Source organism: Corallococcus sp. AB038B (assembly GCF_003668955.1).
GTDB lineage: Bacteria > Myxococcota > Myxococcia > Myxococcales > Myxococcaceae > Corallococcus > Corallococcus exiguus.
The window spans coordinates 358,434-376,885 of record NZ_RAWO01000009.1; the positions used below are offsets into that span (position 1 = coordinate 358,434).

Annotated in this window: 17 protein-coding genes and 1 riboswitch; of the genes, 5 read left to right on the plus strand and 12 right to left on the minus strand. The window is 68.5% G+C overall.

Annotation, left to right across the window (positions count from 1 at the left end):
* Positions 1-45 precede the first annotated feature (45 nt).
* The 10 genes from D7Y04_RS30150 to hisG form a co-directional block, all read right to left on the minus strand.
* Positions 46-489, minus strand: coding sequence for a DofB protein (locus tag D7Y04_RS30150; protein ID WP_120562860.1), 444 nt, complete (start codon positions 487-489; stop codon positions 46-48).
* Positions 490-711: 222 nt separating this feature from the next.
* Positions 712-1,329 carry a bifunctional phosphoribosyl-AMP cyclohydrolase/phosphoribosyl-ATP diphosphatase HisIE gene (gene hisIE, locus D7Y04_RS30155; protein ID WP_121761512.1) on the minus strand — a complete coding sequence of 206 codons (618 nt, stop codon included), beginning with the start codon at positions 1,327-1,329 and terminating at the stop codon, positions 712-714.
* The gene (hisN, locus tag D7Y04_RS30160; RefSeq protein WP_120581101.1) at positions 1,326-2,108 is read right to left on the minus strand and encodes a histidinol-phosphatase; all 783 of its coding nucleotides are present in this window, start codon (positions 2,106-2,108) and stop codon (positions 1,326-1,328) included. Before hisN ends, hisIE begins: the two co-directional genes overlap by 4 nt.
* Positions 2,105-2,869: an imidazole glycerol phosphate synthase subunit HisF gene (hisF, locus tag D7Y04_RS30165; RefSeq protein WP_370457244.1), complete on the minus strand. Its 765-nt coding sequence runs from the start codon at positions 2,867-2,869 to the stop codon at positions 2,105-2,107. Before hisF ends, hisN begins: the two co-directional genes overlap by 4 nt.
* On the minus strand, positions 2,866-3,411 hold the full coding sequence (locus tag D7Y04_RS30170) for an imidazoleglycerol-phosphate dehydratase (protein ID WP_120549859.1): 546 nt from the start codon (positions 3,409-3,411) through the stop codon (positions 2,866-2,868). Before D7Y04_RS30170 ends, hisF begins: the two co-directional genes overlap by 4 nt.
* The gene (locus D7Y04_RS30175) at positions 3,408-4,124 is read right to left on the minus strand and encodes a HisA/HisF-related TIM barrel protein (protein WP_121761513.1); all 717 of its coding nucleotides are present in this window, start codon (positions 4,122-4,124) and stop codon (positions 3,408-3,410) included. The genes D7Y04_RS30170 and D7Y04_RS30175 overlap by 4 nt, the downstream gene beginning before the upstream one ends.
* Positions 4,121-4,714, minus strand: a complete 594-nt coding sequence (hisH, locus tag D7Y04_RS30180; RefSeq protein WP_120599652.1) for an imidazole glycerol phosphate synthase subunit HisH — start codon at positions 4,712-4,714, stop codon at positions 4,121-4,123. Before hisH ends, D7Y04_RS30175 begins: the two co-directional genes overlap by 4 nt.
* The gene (locus D7Y04_RS30185; RefSeq protein WP_121761514.1) at positions 4,714-5,751 is read right to left on the minus strand and encodes a histidinol-phosphate transaminase; all 1,038 of its coding nucleotides are present in this window, start codon (positions 5,749-5,751) and stop codon (positions 4,714-4,716) included. Before D7Y04_RS30185 ends, hisH begins: the two co-directional genes overlap by 1 nt.
* Positions 5,748-7,049 (minus strand): histidinol dehydrogenase, encoded by a 1,302-nt coding sequence (gene hisD, locus D7Y04_RS30190; protein WP_121761515.1) that lies wholly within the window; start codon positions 7,047-7,049, stop codon positions 5,748-5,750. The genes D7Y04_RS30185 and hisD overlap by 4 nt, the downstream gene beginning before the upstream one ends.
* Positions 7,046-7,903, minus strand: coding sequence for an ATP phosphoribosyltransferase (gene hisG / locus D7Y04_RS30195; RefSeq protein WP_121761516.1), 858 nt, complete (start codon positions 7,901-7,903; stop codon positions 7,046-7,048). The genes hisD and hisG overlap by 4 nt, the downstream gene beginning before the upstream one ends.
* A gap of 293 nt (positions 7,904-8,196) precedes the next feature.
* On the opposite strand from hisG, the gene thiO reads away from it, so the two are divergent.
* The 3 genes from thiO (at position 8,197) to moaA (ending at position 11,789) form a co-directional block, all read left to right on the plus strand.
* The gene (gene thiO / locus D7Y04_RS30200) at positions 8,197-9,312 is read left to right on the plus strand and encodes a glycine oxidase ThiO (RefSeq protein WP_121761517.1); all 1,116 of its coding nucleotides are present in this window, start codon (positions 8,197-8,199) and stop codon (positions 9,310-9,312) included.
* A 172-nt stretch (positions 9,313-9,484) separates the two neighbouring features.
* Complete coding sequence (locus tag D7Y04_RS30205) at positions 9,485-10,717, plus strand: HD-GYP domain-containing protein (protein WP_121761518.1); 1,233 nt, start codon at positions 9,485-9,487, stop codon at positions 10,715-10,717.
* Between the two features lie 67 nt (positions 10,718-10,784).
* Positions 10,785-11,789, plus strand: a complete 1,005-nt coding sequence (gene moaA / locus D7Y04_RS30210; protein WP_120596701.1) for a GTP 3',8-cyclase MoaA — start codon at positions 10,785-10,787, stop codon at positions 11,787-11,789.
* 3 nt (positions 11,790-11,792) lie between these two features.
* Here the strand turns inward: moaA and D7Y04_RS30215 are convergent, their stop codons facing one another.
* Together D7Y04_RS30215 and thiC are read right to left on the minus strand one after the other, a co-directional pair.
* Complete coding sequence (locus D7Y04_RS30215) at positions 11,793-12,200, minus strand: DUF4870 domain-containing protein (protein WP_120596686.1); 408 nt, start codon at positions 12,198-12,200, stop codon at positions 11,793-11,795.
* Positions 12,201-12,329: 129 nt separating this feature from the next.
* Complete coding sequence (thiC, locus tag D7Y04_RS30220) at positions 12,330-14,201, minus strand: phosphomethylpyrimidine synthase ThiC (RefSeq protein ID WP_121761519.1); 1,872 nt, start codon at positions 14,199-14,201, stop codon at positions 12,330-12,332.
* A gap of 45 nt (positions 14,202-14,246) precedes the next feature.
* Positions 14,247-14,359, minus strand: a riboswitch (TPP riboswitch).
* Positions 14,360-14,572: 213 nt separating this feature from the next.
* On the opposite strand from thiC, the gene D7Y04_RS30225 reads away from it, so the two are divergent.
* Together D7Y04_RS30225 and D7Y04_RS30230 are read left to right on the plus strand one after the other, a co-directional pair.
* Complete coding sequence (locus tag D7Y04_RS30225; protein ID WP_121761520.1) at positions 14,573-16,555, plus strand: amidohydrolase; 1,983 nt, start codon at positions 14,573-14,575, stop codon at positions 16,553-16,555.
* Positions 16,556-17,553: 998 nt separating this feature from the next.
* Positions 17,554-18,390: a hypothetical protein gene (locus D7Y04_RS30230; protein WP_147454604.1), complete on the plus strand. Its 837-nt coding sequence runs from the start codon at positions 17,554-17,556 to the stop codon at positions 18,388-18,390.
* The last annotated feature ends 62 nt before the right edge of the window (positions 18,391-18,452 follow it).

Here is an 18,452-nt window from a genome sequence, read left to right on the forward strand (position 1 = left end):
ACGCACGCGGCGTCGGAGGGGCTCCGACGTCGCCCGCGTGGTTCGTCAGGCGATGAGGCCGCGGTCGCGCGCCTGGCGGAAGATGGAGGACGCGTCCTTCTTCAGCGCGGTGGACACGTCCTTGACGATGGCGTCCGCCGACTTGGCGACCGACAGGTAGTTGTCGAACGTGCGCGTGAGGATGAGCACGCCCGAGATGATGACTCGCTGCAGGTTGTGCTGCAGGTCCGTGCCCTCGTAGACGAGCCAGGACTGCTCACAGTAGCGGCGGCCCTCGGCGACCATCTGGTTCAGGTGCGCGCGCTCGGTCGCGTCGGGAACCTTCGCCTTGGGGCTGATGGACGCGATGTAGAGCACGTTCTGCCCCAGTCGCTGCGTCGCGTCCTCCATCTGCGCCATGATGGCCTGGACGTCGTCCTTCGTCGGCGGGTTGTGCCAGCGCGAGAAGAGGACGCGGTCGATGAGTTCGGATTGGTACGTGGCAGACACGAAGCCTCCGGGATGCGAACGCTGATGACGACGGGGCCGCTTCGTCGGGCACGGCCCGTGTCGCAGGCCGGAATCTGTACCAGGATCACAGAGGCGGTTGAAGAGTAGCGGACACACGCATGCACCTTTGGGGCGCCTGTGTGCCAGTCACGCTGTGAGGATGCAGTGCAGCTGGACAACTCCGCCTGGGTCGCAACCGACACGCCGGGCTATCCAGGGAGTTCAGGGCGATTTCGGACGTGCGCGGTCGGAGAGAACGGCCTTTACATCTTCCAACGTCACGCCCAGGGCGCGCACCGCGACGAGCGCATGGAAGAGCACGTCGGCGGCCTCTTCCGCGGCCCGGTGCGTGTCCGCGTCGGCGCAGGCGGTGACGAGCTCCGCGGCCTCCTCGCCCAGTTTCTTCAGGCGCAGGTTCCGGTCCTCCAGCAGGCGCCGCGTGTAGCTGGGCTTCGCGCCCTCGGGCTGGGGGCCAGCCGCGCGAGCGGAGAGCGTCGCGTCCAGGTGCGCGAGCGCGTCCCAACGGCCCTCGCCGAAGCAGGTCTCCTCGCCGGTGTGGCACGCGGGGCCGGCCTTGCGCACGCGCGCGAGCACCGCGTCGCCGTCGCAGTCCGCGGTGAGTGAGACGACCTTCTGGGTGTTCCCGCTGGTGGCGCCCTTGTGCCAGAGGCCGCGCGTACGGGAGCGGTAATGCATCTCGCCCGTGGCGAGCGTGAGCTCCAGCGCCTCGCGGTCGGCGTGCGCCACCATCAGCACGTCGCCGGTGCTCGCGTCCTGCGTCACCACCGTCACCAGCCCCTGGCCCTTGTCGAAGTTCAACCGGGAGAGCTCCAACGTCATGGCTGGACTCCCGAGCGCAGCACCTCGCGCACGCGCTTCGACAGCGCCGCGTTGGTGGCGATGCCGTCACCGCCGAACGCCGTGCGTGTGCCCTTCCAGTCGGTGAAGACGCCGCCGGCCTCCTCGATGATGGGCTGCAGGGCCGCCGCGTCCCAGGGCGACAGGCCTTCATCCACCATGACCTCCGCGCGGCCGGTGGCGACGAGGAGATAGCCGTAACAGTCCCCCCACGTGCGGGAGAGGGACGCCTGCCGGGACAGCTCCTTCCAGGCCGCGCCCTTCGCGGGGTTCTGGAGGAAGCGCTCGTCGGTGACGAGCACCACGGCCTGCGCCAGCGAGTCCTGATCCGACACGCGCGCCGCGGATCCGTTCCAGAAGCAACCCAGGCCCGGGGATGCGACGACCAGCTCGTTCACGGCCGGGAAGTAGGCCGCGCCCGCGAGGATGGTCTCCCCTTCCGCCACCGCGACCAGCGTGCCCCACAGCGGCACGCCTCGGATGAACGTCTTCGTGCCGTCGATGGGGTCCAATATCCACCGGCGCTTCGCGCCCGGCCGGGACTCGCCGAACTCCTCGCCCAGGATGCCGTCCTCAGGGAAGCGCGCCTCCAACCATTCACGAGCGGTCCACTCGGCGGTGCGGTCCGCCACCGTCACGGGCGTGCCGTCGCTCTTGGTGTCCACGGCGATGCCGCGCCGGAAGAAGTCCAGTGCCACATCACCGGCCTTGCGCGCCACGTCGGCGGCGGCCTCCATCAAGTCTCGCGGGTCCGCGTTCATGTCGTGCTCCGGATGGCGATGCCGTTGTCGTTCAACAGGGACTTCAAGGCGCCCACCGTGGTGAGGCCGTCGTGAAGGATACCGGCGACGAGCGCCGCGTCCGCGGCGCCCAGGGTCAGGGCATCGCGCACGTGCTCCGCGCGGCCCGCGCCTCCGGAGGCGATGACGGGCACGTCCACGGCCTCCGCCACCGCACGGGTCAGGTCCAGGTCGTAGCCCGTGCGCGCCCCGTCCCGGTCGATGCTGGTGAGCAGCACCTCGCCCGCGCCGCGCCGGACGCACTCCTTCGCCCAGGCCACAGCGTCCAGGTCTGTGGGCCGGCGGCCGCCGTGTGTATAGACGCGGTAGCGGTCTCCCTCGCGCTTCGCGTCGATGCTGGCCACCACGCACTGGGCGCCGAAGCGCTCCGCGCAGCCGGTGAGCAGCTCCGGCGTGGCCACTGCCGCGGAGTTGATGCTCACCTTGTCCGCGCCGGCCCTCAGCGCGCGGCCCACGTCGTCCACGGTGCGCACGCCTCCGCCCACCGTGAGCGGGATGAAGAGGCGCTCCGCGGTGCGCTGGACCAGGTCCCACAGCGTCTGGCGCTCCTCGGAGCTCGCGGAGATGTCCAGGAAGGTCACCTCATCCGCGCCGGCCTCCTCATAGCGTTGGGCCAGCTCCACGGGGTCGCCCACGTCGCGCAGGCCCTCGAACTGGACGCCCTTCACCACGCGGCCGCCCTTCACGTCCAGGCACACGATGATCCGTCGACGGAGCATCACTTCACCTCCAGGGAGACACTGCCCTTCATGCTGAAGACGACGCCGGAGTCCACCATCGCGTCGCGCAGCGCGAGCCCCAGCGCCTTGAAGGCCGCCTCGGTGAGGTGGTGGCTGTCCTTGCCGCGAAGCACGCGCAGGTGGAGCGTGATGCGCGAGTGCTCGCAGAAGGAGCGCATCCAGTGCTCGTACAGCCGGTTCTTCAACGGGCCCCGGTAGTAGAAGCGCCCGCCCGCGTCCAGGCACGCCTGCACCAGGGCGTCATCCATGGGCAGGGTGCGCTCGCCATAGCGCGCGGCGGTGGCGGGGATGACGCGCTGGACGGCGGTGCCCAGGGTGATGGCCACGTCCTCCATCAGGTGGTGGCGCAGGTCGCCGCGAGCGCGCAGGGTCAGGTCCAGCCCCGCGTAGCGCGCGAACGTGGCGAGCATGTGGTCGAAGAACTTGAGCCCCGTGTCCACCCGGGCCACGCCGGTTCCGCGCGCCAGCTCCACCGTGACCTGGGTCTCCTTCGTTTCACGGACGACCGTGGTGACCGTGCTCATTGCGTGAACTCCCGCGCGACCGCGCGCGCATCCAACCGACCCGTGTACAGCGCCATGCCCACCACCGCCCCGTATGCGCCCACCTTCGCCAGCGAGCGCAGGTCCTCGATCGTCGTCACCCCACCGGAGGCGTAGAGCCGGTGCCGGCTCGAACGGGCCACCTCCTCCATCAAGGGCAGGTCCACGCCGCCCAGCTGCCCCTCCTTGTGCACCGCCGTGACGAGCATCCCGCCCAGCGGCAGGGGCTCCAGCGAGGACAGCACGTCGCGGATGTCGCGAGCGCTGCCGGACGTCCAGCCGCGCGTCACGACCTCGCGGCCCTTCACATCCGCGGCGACCACCACGCGGCCAGGGAAGCGCTCCGAGACCTCCGTGAGCCAGGCCAGGTCCTCGATGGCGCGAGTCCCCACGACGACCGAGGACGCCCCGCGCGCGAGCACCGCCTCCACGCGCGAGACCTCACGAACACCGCCGCCCACCGTGAACGTGAGGCCCGGGGAATGCGCCACAAGCCGGGCCACCACGTCCGCGTTGGAGCCCTTGCCCAGCGCCGCGTCCAGGTCCACGACATGGAACGTGCGGAAGCCCAGCGCAAGCCACTGCTTCAAGGCATCCAGCGGATCATTCACGCGCACGCGCTCCGCCTCGTAGGAGCCCCCCACGAGTTGCACGCACGCCCCTTCCCGTAGGTCGATGGCCGGGATGGCGATCATGAGGACACCTCCTGGAGGAACGCCTGCACGAAGCGCACGCCCGCGTGAGAGGACTTCTCCGGGTGGAACTGCACGCCCAGCACGTTCCCGCGCCGCACGGAGGCGGGGAACCGATCGCCCTCGTGCGTTGTCCAGCCCACCACTTCGCGCGAATCCACGGCGCGGCAGACAAAGCTGTGCGCGTAGTACACGGTCGACAACCGCGCGGACTGGAGCGCCCGGTCCTCCTCCACGTCGTTCCAGCCAATCTGCGGAACGTGCCGCGCGGCCAGCCGGGTCACCCGGCCCGGGAAGTAGCCGAGTCCCTGCCCGGCCCCTTCGTCGCTCTCCTCGAAGAGCAGCTGCATGCCCAGGCAGATGCCCAGGCACGGCAGGCCGGCGTCCAGCGCCTTGCGCATCGCCTCGCGTCCCGGAGCGAGCCGCGCCGCCGCCGAACCGAACGCCCCGACACCGGGAAGCACCAGGACGTCGGTATCCAGTGCGCGCAGTGGATCCTCCTGCACGCGCACGTCCGCGCCGGGCGTGGTGGCCAGCGCCTTGATCAGCGAGTGCAGGTTGCCGGCGCCGTAATCGAAGAGGGTCACCCGCATCACAGCACCTCCTTCAGGGCCTTCAGCGCCGAAGCCATCATCGGCCAGGGACCGCAGCCGATGCGCAGCGCATCGCCCACGCCCGTGAGCCCTTCGAACACCCGCACGTTCACGTTGCGCTCCCGCAGCGCCTCGCCCACCCATCGCGCCTCCGGCACGGGGACGAGGAGGAAGTTCCCTTCCGAAGGGAGCGGTTCCAACCCCAGCGCCTTCAAGGCGCCGCGCAACCGCTCACGGTTCTCCACCGCCTCCGCCGCGCATGCCTCCATCCACGGGACGTCATCCGTGAGCGCGGCCACTGCTACGGCCTCGCCCAGCGCCGTGTGCTTGTAGGGCCCCCGGGCCTTCTCCACCTCCGCCACCAGCGACGGCGCCCCAACGCCCCACCCCACCCGCAGGCCCGCGAGTCCAAACGCCTTGGACATCGTGCGCGTCACGAGCACGTTGGGCCGCGACCGCGCCAGGTCGAGGAAGTCCCCGCCCCGCGTGAACTCCACATAGGCCTGATCAATGAGCACCACGCCCGGAGCGGAGTCCACCAGCCGCTCCACCGCCGCGCGCGAGGCCACCGTGCCGGTGGGATTGTTCGGCGTGCACACGTAGATGAGCTTCGCCCCCGTGGCGAGCAGGCCGTCCACATCCAGGTCATGGTCCGCGCGCAGCGGCACGGGCACCGGCTTGAGCGCGCTCAACCGGGCGTACATGGGCACCATCACGAACGTGGGATCCGGAAAGGCCACCGCGTCCCCGGGCTCCAGGAAGGCCCGCAGCGCACAGTCGATGACGTCGTCCGAGCCGCAGCCCGTCGTCACGTTCACCACCGAGACACCCGCGTACGTGGCCACGGCGCGCTTCAGGTCCGGCGCATACCCAGCGGGATAGCGGGCCAGCCGAAGGAAGCCCTCCTCTCGCAGCACGCGATCCGCGGACGGCGGCGCGCCAAAGAGGTTGGTGTTGTCACTCAGGTCCACCCGGCACGGCTTCTTCGCCGGGGAGTACAGAGGGATGTCCCGATACGTCTCGCGAAATGGAATCACGGCATCCTCCAGGCCCGAGCCGCGGCCGCGTGGGCGAAGAGGCCCTCGCTGTCCGCCAGAGTCCCCACGTCGTCCGCCATCGCCGCCGCCGCTTCCGGTGTCACGCTTTGCCACGTGGTCCACCGGTAGAAGTCCAGCACGCTCAGTCCCGAGTACGCCCGAGCCAGTCCCGCCGTGGGAAGCACGTGGTTCGCACCGGTGAGGTAGTCACCGAAGGCCACCGACGCGCGCTGTCCGACGAACACCGTGCCCGCGTTGCGAACCCGCGCCAGGTCCTCCGAGGGCGTCGCCGTCGCGAGCAGCAGGTGCTCCGGAGCGAACTCCGCGACGAAGGGCCACGCCTCCTCCAGCGAGTCGATGCGCAGCACCGCGCCCCTGCTCCCCAGCGCTGAAAGAACGATGTCACCGCGCCGGGCGACAAGGGCCTGCTGCTCCACCGCATCCAGCACCGCCTGCGCCCGCGGAGCGCCCACCACCAGCGCCACGCAGCAGGCCTCGGGGTCGTGCTCCGCCTGGGCCAGCAGCTCACGCGCCACTGCGTCCGGACGGGCGCTCGCATCTGCGACCACCAGGATTTCGCTCGGGCCCGCGGGCGCGTCGATGGCGACAGCGTCCACCACCTGGAGCTTCGCGGCCGCCACGTACGCGTTGCCCGGTCCAACGATGCGGTCCACGCGAGGAACGCTCTGGGTACCGTAGGCCAACGCGGCCACCGCGCCCGCGCCTCCCAATGCGAACACCCGATCCGCGCCCGCGAGCGCCGCCGCCGCGAGCACGCCCGCACTGGGAAGGCCGTCCGGCCCCGGCGGTGAGCAGACGATGATCTCTCCCACGCCCGCGACCTTCGCGGGGACCACGCCCATGAGCACACTGCTGGGGTACACCGCCCGACCGCCAGGGGCGTACACGCCGACGCGGCTCAGCGGATCCGGCCGGCGCCCCACGATGACCCCGGGCTCCGTCTCCACCTCGATGGCCTGGGGCCTCTGCGCCGCATGCGCCCGGGCGATGTTGCGTGCCGCGCGGGTCAGCGCCTCGCGCACTTCGAAGGGAATCGACTCCAGCGCCGCGTTCCACCGTTCACGCGGAACCTCCAGGGCCGACAACTCCACGCGGTCGAACTCCCGCGCGAAGTCGAAGAGGGCCCGGTCGCCTTCCGTACGAACGAGGGCAATCAGTGCCTGGACGCGGGAAGCCACCAGAGCATCCGACTCTCCCGTGCGAGCCATCAACCTCCGCCGCGCGTCGGGCTCCAGCGAAGACAAAGCTCCCAGGTACTTGAGGATGGAGGCGCTCATGCCATCAACCTCTCGATGCGCGTGACGAGGATGCCCTGACCGCCCAGCGCCTTCAGCGCGTTCACCGTGCGGTAGAGGTTCCGCGACGAGACCACCGCGTGCACCGCGACGAAGTGGCCCCCGTTCATCACGTCCACCACCGTGGGGCCGTTGAGGCCGGGCAGCACTTCGCGCACCTGCTCCAGGGACGTCTTCGGGACGTTGGCCATCAGGTAGCGCCTCCCGCGCGCCGCCAGCACCGACCCCAGCGCCTGTGTCAGTTCGTCCAGCGCGCGCCGCGCCTCCTGTCCATTGCGCGGATACGCCACCAGCCGGGCGCTCGACTCCAGCACGGTGGCCACTTCCTTCAGGCCGTTCATCTTCAACGTGGACCCCGTGGACGTGAGGTCCACCACGATGTCCGCGATGCCCAGGTGCGGAGCGATCTCCGCCGCGCCGCTCACCGGCACCACCGTCACCTTCTGACCTCGCTGCTGGAAGAAGGCCTGCGTCAGCCGGGGGAAACAGGAGGCCACCCGCATCCCCTCCTTCACGTCCTCCACGCGGGAGATGCCGCTCTCATCGCGCGCGGCCACCACCAGCCGGCAGCGGCCGAACTCCAGGTCCATCAGCGGCTCCAGCTCGCGCCCTACCTCGTTCACCAGGTCCCAGCCGGTGACTCCCGCCTGCGCGGCGCCGTCCGCGACGAACTCCGGGATGTCCTGGGCTCGGACGAAGATGGCTTCGAACTCGCCGCCCAGGGACGCGGTGAGGGCCCGCTCGCCCCGAGCGCGCACCTCCAGGCCCGCGTCGTTGAACAGTTCGCGCACTTCCTCGGACAGACGTCCTTTGTTGGGCAGGGCAATCTTCAACATGGGTGGGCTCGGGGGACTGCGGTGGCGGAAACGAAAAAAGGCCCGTCCTGGGGGGACGGGCCTTCGATCACTGCGGCATCTGCCGGAAGTGGGTGCGTTCTAGTGCGTCACCCAGGCATGCGCGCGGCGAACGGTCCCGTCATGGGCCGGCCGATGATGCGCATGGTGATGATGCAGGGACGTGGAACGCACGGCCCTAGGGTTAACGACCGGAGGCCTCAGCGTCAAGTCACCCCGGGTCATGGCCTGTCTTGATGCTTGCAAACCCGTGCTCGCTTGAGCACAAGCGGCGCATGGCAACCTCCGACGTCCTCGTGGTGGGCGGTGGTGTGATGGGCTGTGGCATCGCGCTCAAACTCCGTCAGGCCGGTGCGCGCGTGACGGTGCTGGAGCGCTCCATCCCCGGCGCCGAAGCCTCCAGCGCCGCCGGCGGTATCCTCGCGCCCCAGTGGGAGTCCGAAGGACCGGGCCCCTTCTTCGAGCTGTGCCTGCGAAGCCGCGCCCTCTACGGAAGCTTCGCCGCGGAGCTGCGCGAACTTTCCGGCGTGGACATCGCGTACCGGCCGTGCGGCCTGCTTCGCGTCGCGTTCGACGAGGCGGACCTGCATCACGTGGAGTCCACCGTGGGCTGGCAGCACGGCATGGGGCTGCGCGCCGAGCTGCTCGACGGCAAGGTCGCGCGCGAATTGGAGCCGCACCTGTCCCCCGCCGCCGCGGGCGCCGCGCACTTCCCGGATGATCACCAGGTCGACAACCGGCTCCTCGTGCGCGCGCTCATCATGGCCGCCGCGCGCGTGGGCGCGGTGTTCAAGAGCGGCTACGTGCGCGGCGTGGTGCACGAGCACGGCCGCGCGGTGGGAGTGGACCTGGACGGCGAGGTGCTGCGCGCGGATGCCGTGGTGCTGGCGGCGGGCTCGTGGTCGTCCCTGGTCCAGGGTGCGGGCGTGTCGGCGCAGGCGGTGCGCCCGGCGCGCGGACAGATGGTGCAGTTGCAGACGCGGCTGCCCCTGCTGGAGCGGGTGGTGACGTCCGCGAAGGGCTACCTGGTGCCGCGCGCGGACGGGCGGATCATCGCCGGGAGCACCATGGAGCACGTGGGCTTCGACAAGCAGGTGACCGCGGCGGGGCTGGCGCGGATCCTCGACATGGCGCTGCAGCTGTGCCCGGACCTGGCCAGCGCGCCCATCACGGAGACCTGGGCCGGCTTCCGCCCCTGGACCCAGGACGCGCTGCCGTACATCGGAGAAGGCCCCACGCCCGGCCTGTTCCTCGCCACCGGCCACTTCCGCAACGGCATCCTGCTCGCCCCCATCACCGCGAAGCTCGTCGCCCAGGCCGTGCTGGGGGAGAGGCCCTCGGTGGACCTCACCCCCTTCCGTTACGACCGGGGGACGATGGCGCGCGATTGACGCGGCGTGCCTGCCTGCCCTACTCCGGAAGACGGGGAATGCTTCAAGAACCGGAGACGTTCACTTCGGAACCAGGGCTCGCACCCCACCCTGGATGGCAGGGAGGCGAGGGGGTGATGATTTCTCGCACTCGTTCGCCTTTAATCCCTGGAAACCTCTAGAATCTTCGGCCGTGGAAGCCATCCCCCCCGCACCCCCCAGAATCCTGATCGTCGACGACGATGATTCCGTCCGCGACGTCATCTCCGTGCTCCTCCGTGAGGAGGGCTACAACTGCGTCGTGGCCAATGGCGCCGAGATGGCGCTCGACGTCGCAGGCGAAGAAGAGACGCCGCTCGTCATCAGCGACATGAAGATGCCGGGGCGCGACGGGTTGTGGCTGCTGGAGAACCTGCGCGAGCGGCTGCCGGACACGTCCGTCATCATGCTCACCGGCTACGGCGACACCGAGTCCGCCGTGGACTGTCTACGCCGGGGCGCGGTGGACTACCTGCTCAAGCCACCCAAGCTCACGGACCTCATCCGCGCCATTGAACGAGCGCTCGCCAAGCGCCGCATCGAGATGGCGCGCAAGCGCTACCAGAAGAAGCTCGAGGGCAAGGTGCGCGACCGCACCGCCGAGCTGCGCAGCGCGCTGCACAACATCGCGAACACGTACCAGAACACGCTGCTGGCGCTGGTGGCGGCCCTGGACGCGCGCGAGCACGAGACGAGCGACCACTCCCAGCGAGTGGTCAGCTACACCTCCGCCATCGCCACCCGCATGGGCATCCATGGCAAGGAGATGGAGGAGATCGGCCGCGGCGCGCTCTTGCACGACATCGGGAAGATCGGCGTGCCGGACGCGGTGCTGCTCAAGCCCGGCAAGCTCACCCCCGACGAGTGGTTGGAGATGCGGCGTCATCCGGAAATCGGCTTCCAGATGATCCAGAACATCCCCTTCCTCTCCACGCCGGCGGACATCGTCCTGTCGCACCAGGAGCGCTTCGACGGCGCGGGCTACCCCCGCAACCTCCAGCGCAATGAGATCCACATCGGCGCGCGCATCTTCGCGGTGGCGGACACGCTGGACGCGATGACGAGCGACCGGCCGTACCGCAAGGGCACGACGTTCGCGAACGCCATCCAGGAGATCAAGCGCTGCGCCAACACGCAGTTCGACCCGGACGTCGTGAAGGCGTTCCTGGACATCGGCGAAGAGGGCCTCATCCGCATCAAGAAGGAGATGGCGGAGAAGAAGCTCAACCCGCTGCAGGCCGCCGCGGACGCCGCCGAGTCCGAGGCCGAGCTGGCGCGGCTCACCGACCTGGACGACGAGCCGGACTCGCCGCCGGTGGGCAGCACGGCCACGCCCATTGGTGCGCCGCCCGTCGCCATTCGTTCGGCGTCCGGGACCGAAGGCTGAAGCGGACCGCGGGAAGCGGTGCCTTTCCGCGCGGGGGTTGCTATCCATGAAGGCGGAAGGCCCCGCGATGACCGCCCCCCTGCCCGCTTCCAATCCGCTCGCCCCGCCGCTGTGTGACGCGCAGGGGCGGCGCATGACCTACCTGCGGCTGAGCGTCACGGACCGCTGCAACTTCCGCTGCACCTACTGCTCGCCCGCCTCGTGGGGCGGGAAGAAGGACCTGCTCGACGCGGGTGAGTTCGAGCGCATCGTCTCCGTCTTCGCGCGCATGGGCATCCGCCGCGTGCGCCTGACAGGGGGCGAGCCGCTCGCCCGGCCGGACATCCTCGACATCGCGCAGCGCATCGCCGCGGTGTCCGGCGTGGAGCACCTGGCCATCACCACCAACGCGAGCCGCCTGGAGTCGCTGGCCGGGCCGCTGCGCGATGCCGGCGTCACCCAGCTCAACCTGAGCCTGGACACGCTGTCCGCGGAGGTGTTCCGGCGCATCTCCAAGCAGGGCGACTTCGACGCGGTGCTGCGCGGCATCGACGCGGCGGCGGGCGCGGGCTACCAGTCGCTGAAGCTCAACGTCGTGGTGATGCGCGGCATCAACGACGCGGAGGTGCCGGAGCTGGTGACGTACGCGCACGCGCGCGGCATCACCCCGCGCTTCATCGAGCTGATGCCCTTTGGTCAGGGCACGCCGGTGCCCACGGCGGAGCTGCTGGAGCGCCTGGCGGCTTCAGGCCGCGTCCTCACCGAGGAGCCACCGGAGAGCGCCGCGTCGCCCACTTCCGGGCCGGCGCGCTACTGGAGCACGGACAGCGGGCGCGTGGGGTTCATCTCCCCGCTGACGCAGAACTTCTGCGGCGGCTGCAACCGGGTGCGGGTGGCGTCCAACGGCGACCTGCGCAGCTGCCTGGGCGGCCGGGCGCAGGCGCCGCTGCATCAGCTCATCCGGGGCGGCGCGACGGACGAAGAGCTGGCCGTGGCCGTGCGCCGTGCGCTGGGTGAGAAGCCGGAGGGGCACCGGTTCACGGAGGCCGGAAACGGCGCCACGCTCCTGCCCATGATGGGCATTGGCGGCTGAGGGCTACTTCACCAGCCGGATGTTCACGGGGTAGCGGTACAGCTCACCGTCGTTGGCCTTCAGGCCGGCGATGACGCTGAACACCAGCGACGCCAGGAAGACGATGGCGCCCGTGACGACGCCCAGGCCCAGCGCGCACACCAGGATGCCGGAGACGACCATGCCGATGGTCGTGGTGATCTGGAAGTTGAGCGACTCCACCGCGTGCGCGCGGATGAAGGACGAGTCCTTGCCCTTGGCCAGCATCAGGAACAGCGGCACCGCCCAGCCCAGGAAGCCCGCGCCCACGATGAGGCCGGCGATGGAGCCCAGGTGGGCCAACATCCCCATCGTCTTCTCATCCTGGGTCGCCGTCGGCGAGCCGGTGATGAACGTGCCGAACTGCTGATCCTCGCGCTGACCTGGCTCCATGAAACGCCCTCCAAAACTGAGTGGGGCGCGACGGGTGCGCCCGGATGAGCGCACCATGACATGCCGTGTCGGTGCCTGTCATCCAGCGGACAGGGGCCGAGCCTGCGGGCCCCCGCCCACCGGCGGCCTTCAGCGGTACAGCTCGTGTCCCGCCTTCTTGAATTCCTCGCTCTTGTCCTTCAGCCCCTGCTCCAGGGCCTGGGTCTCGTTGACGCCGACCTTGTCCGCGTAGTCGCGCACGTCCTGGGTGATCTTCATGGAGCAGAAGTGCGGGCCGCACATGGAGCAGAAATGGGCGACCTTGGCGCCTTCGGCGGGGAGCGTCTCGTCGTGGAAGGCGCGGGCGCGCTCGGGGTCCAGGGACAGGTTGAACTGATCCTCCCAGCGGAACTCGAAGCGCGCCTTGGACAGGGCGTTGTCGCGAGCCTGCGCGCCCGGGTGGCCCTTGGCCAGGTCCGCGGCGTGGGCGGCGATCTTGTACGTGATAACGCCCTCCTTCACGTCGTCACGGTCGGGCAGGCCCAGGTGCTCCTTGGGCGTCACGTAGCAGAGCATCGCCGTGCCGAACCAACCGATCATCGCCGCGCCAATGCCGCTGGTGAAGTGATCGTAACCGGGCGCGATGTCCGTGGTGAGGGGCCCCAGCGTGTAGAACGGCGCCTCGTGGCACACGGCGAGCTGCTTCGTCATGTTCTCCTGGATGAGGTGCATGGGGACGTGGCCGGGGCCTTCGATCATCACCTGCACGTCGTGCTTCCAGGCCACCTTCGTCAGCTCGCCGAGCGTCTCCAGCTCGCCGAACTGCGCGGCGTCGTTGGCGTCCGCGATGGAGCCGGGGCGCAGGCCGTCGCCCAGGCTGAAGCTGACGTCGTACGCCTTCATGATCTCGCAGATCTCCTCGAAGTGCGTGTAGAGGAAGTTCTCCTGGTGGTGGGCCAGGCACCACTTGGCGAGGATGGAGCCGCCGCGGCTGACGATGCCGGTGAGGCGCTTCGCGGTGAGCGGCACGTACTGGAGGCGCACGCCCGCGTGGATGGTGAAGTAGTCCACGCCCTGCTCGGCCTGTTCGATGAGCGTGTCGCGGAAGATGGCCCAGGTGAGCTCCTCGGCCTTGCCGTTCACCTTCTCCAGCGCCTGGTAGATGGGCACGGTGCCAATGGGCACGGGCGCGTTGCGGAGGATCCACTCGCGCGTCTCGTGGATGTTGCGGCCGGTGGACAGGTCCATGACGGTGTCCGCGCCCCAGCGGATGGACCAGACCATCTTCTCCACTTCCTCCTCGATGGAGGACGTGACGGCGGAGTTGCCGATGTTTGCGTTGATCTTCACCAGGAAGTTGCGGCCGATGATCATCGGCTCCAGCTCCGGGTGGTTGATGTTCGCGGGGATGATGGCGCGGCCCCGGGCGATCTCATCGCGCACGAACTCCGGGGTTATCACGCGGGGAATCGCGGCGCCCCAGGAGTGGCCGGGGTGCTGGGCGGCGAGTGAAGCGTCGAGCTTCTGGTTCTCGCGCACGGCGACGTATTCCATCTCCGGCGTGATGATGCCCTTGCGGGCGTAGTGCATCTGGCTGACGTTGGCGCCGGCCTTGGCGACCCGGGGCTTGCGGATGTGGCTGAAGCGCAGACCGTTGAGGCGCGGGTCGGCTTCGCGCGCGCGGCCGTATTCCGACGTGATGCCGTCCAGTTCATCCGTGTCGCTGCGGGCGCGGATCCAGTTCTCGCGAACGGCGGGCAGGCCCCGGCGCAGGTCGATATCAGCGGAGGGGTCGGTGTAGGGGCCGCTGGAGTCGTAGACGTGGACGGGGGGGTTGGCGGTCTCCGGGCCGGCGTGGCCGTGGTGACGCGTGGGTGTCTGGGCGATTTCGCGCAGGGGGACGCGCAGGTCGGGGTGCAGGGACCCGGACACATAGACCTTGCTCGAGGCGGGAAGCGGACCGCGGCTGATCCCCTCCAGCACCTTCCCATCGACCTTCAGGCTCTTGGACGCTCCACTCATCGGACGGCTCCTCGTGAGAACGGACGGGAGACGGAACGGGAGCATGGCGCGCCCACACCGCTTCCCTCCGCCGGTGCTAACCGGTTCAGGTTCAAAGGGATCGAACGCGGCCACGCGTCCATCTCAGCCTCCTTCCGGAGGCGCCCCTAGCGACTGCGGAGCGGTGTAGCGCAGGGGGAAGCCCGCTTCAACCCGTGTGGAGGTGAGCCTGGGTCCAGTGGACGCACGGTGGCCCTACGGGGAGGGGCTCAATCAAAGACTCACATTGACACGTCAAACACAAACCTGACGCGTCAAGAAAATCACGAATTACAACTTTAACGACGAAGTGGGACTTCGTAGACTGCGGGCTCCCCTCAACAGGAGTTCACATGCAAAAACACTCCCTCGCGATGCTTGGCGCATTCGCGATGCTGACGTCGTGCGCGACGAACCGCCCAGTCCTCCCCGGGCCTGAAGTCGACGACACGACCCTCTTCGTCGGAAAGATCATCACGCTGGATGACAACGGGACGATTGCCGAAGCCGTCACAGTGGACGGCAAGGGCCGCATCTTGAAGGTCGGGACCGAGAAGGACCTGAGCGCGGGGCTTGGCGTGGGCTCCAAGCGCGTCGAGCTGGAGGCGGGACAGGTCCTCCTGCCCGGGTTCATCGATCCCCACCTGCACATCTTGCCGACGCTCATCCAGAGCGTGCTGGGCACCCACAACCTGGCGCCCTGCCTTCCGCCTCCCTACAACCTGTCCACGCCCGAGGAGTGCAAGAAGCACGAGGACCTGCTCAGCGCGCTGAGTTCCATGACCCTCGAGCCCACCACTCCGGAGACGGCCAAGATGTTCGTCCTCGGGATGAACCTGGATCCGTCGCGGCAGCAATTCATCGCCGGCAAGTGTGGCGTGAAGTCGACCATCAACTTCATGCAGCAGCCGAAGCTCTACCTCGATGCGTGTGTGAGCAAGGACCGGCCGGTCCTCATCCTCGACCAGTCGGGCCACCTCGCCTATGTGAACGAGAAGGCGTTCGAGGTCGTCTGCAAGGGACAGAAACCCTGCACCCCTCCGGGTTCGGTGGCGGACGGCGGAGGGCGATGGGTCGTCGGCAGCGATGGCCAGTACACCGGGTTGCTGGAGGAGGCCGCCGCCTTCGCGCCCTTCCTGGGGGCGACACAGCAGGGAATGCTGATGGAAGCGAGCATCCCGAAGGGCAGCCTCCAGGACCTCCAGAAGGCCATCCAGGCCCTGCGTGAAGCCGGGCTCACGACCATCGCGGATGGCGGTCTATCCAGCCGGTCGCAGCTCGAGCTGATCAAGCTCCTCGCCATGAACCCGACCTTCCCGCTGCGGGTCACGGGCGTCGTGACCTACGACGCGGCCGGGCCCGTCGTGAACAAGGATGGGGCCGTCACTGCTCCGGCGCTCAAGCCGAGCGGGCCCTCGTGCACGCCGAGCCCGACCAACGACTGCGCGCTGCCCAAGTGGCTGGGGGCCGGCGCCATCAAGCTCTGGGTGGATGGTTCGACGCAGGGCTGCACCGCGCTGCTCGGAAAGCCGTATGCCTACAGCTCGAACGGACACTGTCCGGACGCGAAGGAGGGTCAGGGCGACTTCAAGAGCGCGAAGGAGCTCGCGGACGCCATGCGCCCGCTCTGGCCTGATTCGGCCTGGCGGTTCCAGCTGCATGCCAATGGCAATCAGGCGAACCAGTGGGCCGTCGACGCGTTCTCCCAGCTCCAGTTGGAGCAGGCCAACACGCACCGGATGCTGCTCATCCACAACACCGTGGGCCAGGAGTCCGTCTCCCAGGCGATTGGGGAGCTGCGCAAGGGCACCCATGTCTCCGGGCAGCAGAAGGTGCCGGCGATGGACCTGCGGGTGACGCACCTCATCGGCCACGTGGCGTACTGGGGTGATGCCCTGGCGCAGATGCTCCAGAAGAATGGAGCGCACAAGGACATCGACATCGACCCGGTGGACTTCAACCGCCGCAATGGCATCCCATACTCCTTCCACAGCGACTCCATGGTGACGCCGGCGCGGCCGCTCTGGTTCGTCGAGCAGGCGGTCACGCGGCGCACGTGGGCCTATCCGGACTTCCAGAAGACCTATGTGCTCGGGCCCCAGCATGCGACGACCGTCGAGGAGGCCCTGCGCGCGGTCACCATCGAGCCGGCGCGCCAGCATGAAATCGACAGCTGGGTGGGCAGCATCGAGCCGGGCAAGGTGGCGGACTTCGTCGTCCTGGGCGCCAACCCGCTCGACCGTGACGCCTCCAAGGGCGGGGACCCGACGACCCTCAGCCAGATTCCGGTCGTCCGGACGTACCTGGGCGGCAAGGATCCCGCGAGCAGGAACTGAGTGAGTCCCTCAGCGCGTCGTCCGAATCGCGGGCGACGCGCTGTTTATCGGGTGACGCTCGAAGACTGCACGGAATCCGTCCGAATCCTCCGGGAACTTTCTGGATCGGGGCTTGTCCAAACGAATCGTGAGGATTGGACCAGCAATCGGGCATGGGCGTGCCAGACGGGAATGGAGCCATGGAGTGCGACTGAGACTCTGGCGCGCGCTGGCGACTCTCGTGATCGGCACTGCGTCAGGCTGCCGTGACCGGCAGTCTCCCTCCTGTCTCCGGCTCGCCGATGTATGCGCCGAGTTGTGTGCAGGGAAGCCGGAGCCGAAGTTGCCCGCTCACTGTCCGCATCCCGTCTGCCTCTGCAATCCTGATGCAGGTCTGTGAACGCCACACCCACGCAAACGGCGCCTGTGCCCCAACCAGCGCTGAGTTTCGTCACGTGCTGTCATTAAAGCCGCATGACCCGATGCCACCTGAGAACGGGTTGCCAGGGCACGCCGCAACGCCATCCCGGCCCATTCGAGCTCTTCCTGCGACAGGTCCATGCCCAGCAACTCGTGGCCCTGGTCGTGCTCGATGACAATGCCCCGACCCCGGGAGACGTTAGGATGGGCGTGCCCTTTGCCTTCGGGAGTCCGGTGAAACGTTCAAGCTGGGTGGCGCTCTGCGGCGGTGTGGTGCTGGGTTCGGTGCTCACCTGGGGCGTTCTTCATGCCCTCGAACGCGTCTACTGGGGGAGCCCTGTCCCGGTACGGCTGCGCTCCGACCGCGACCTGACCTGGCTCGTTTCCCAACCCCATGGCCACTGCTCGGGCGATCCCGCGGGGCGGCTCAACGCGGGCACACGGGGACTTCTCTGGTCTCATGGCTCGGTCAAGAGGTTCCGCGTTGAGTATTCCTGGGTGGAACGACCGGGAGTGCCACCGGATCTGGAACTCCTGACGGACGACAACAGATTCAATGCCATCTGTACCGAAGCGCCCCCTGCAACAGGAGTCCAACCATGATCACCGTTCGACCTGCCCTGACACGAAAAGCTTTGTGCTGGCTGCTCCTCGCGCTGATGGGCGCCGGATGCGCGTCCACCGGGCATGGCGCCATGGCATCCCCTGCGGACATGCAAGAGGCCCCGCTCCTCTCCTCCTGGCCCGCGAGCCTCTGGTCCACGAAGTACAGCTTGTTCGACCAGACTCCTGACATCGCCATCCATGCATCGGGGGAGGTCATCTTCAAACAGCGGGCAGGTTGGGAGTCGCAGCCGCACTTCTTTCGCATCCTCCTGACACAGGAACAGCAAGCCGGCCTCAAGCAGCAGCTCAAGGCGCTTGAGTCCTTGAAGGGCTATTCCAACCCCGCCCACATCATCTGCACTTCCGGCAGGGTCATCCGGTGGCAAAATGAGCGGGGAGTTCTGCAAGCGGTGGCGGTGGAGGGGCCCCTTGAGTCGACACACGCAGCGAACGTCAGGACAAAGACTCCGCCTGAACTCCTGTCAGTCTATGACGCGATTATCGGATTCAAGGCGGAGAACGCCGTCCCCTACGAACCCGAAAGCATCCGCGTGAGCTTCGTCCCAATACGCGAAGGCGTTGAGTATCCGATTCCCTGGCCCCCATCATGGGCCCCGCCGGTCCCAGAGTCCGCGGACAAAGGATACCTGCGCGCGGATGTCTCGGGTCTTCGTTTCGAGGATCTCTACAACTGGATCGAGTCCCGCGTCGGCGAAAACGAGTACGTCACCTTCCAGGGCAAGGGCTATTACACTTTCATCGAGGATGTCGTTCCAGACGGTCAGGCAATGCGAACAACATTGCCGCCCGAAGGTTGCTCGCCTCGGTGATGGCGCGAAGCCAGCTCAGCGTTGGCTTTCACCGAGAGTGAGGCAGACTGCGATGCCCCCGT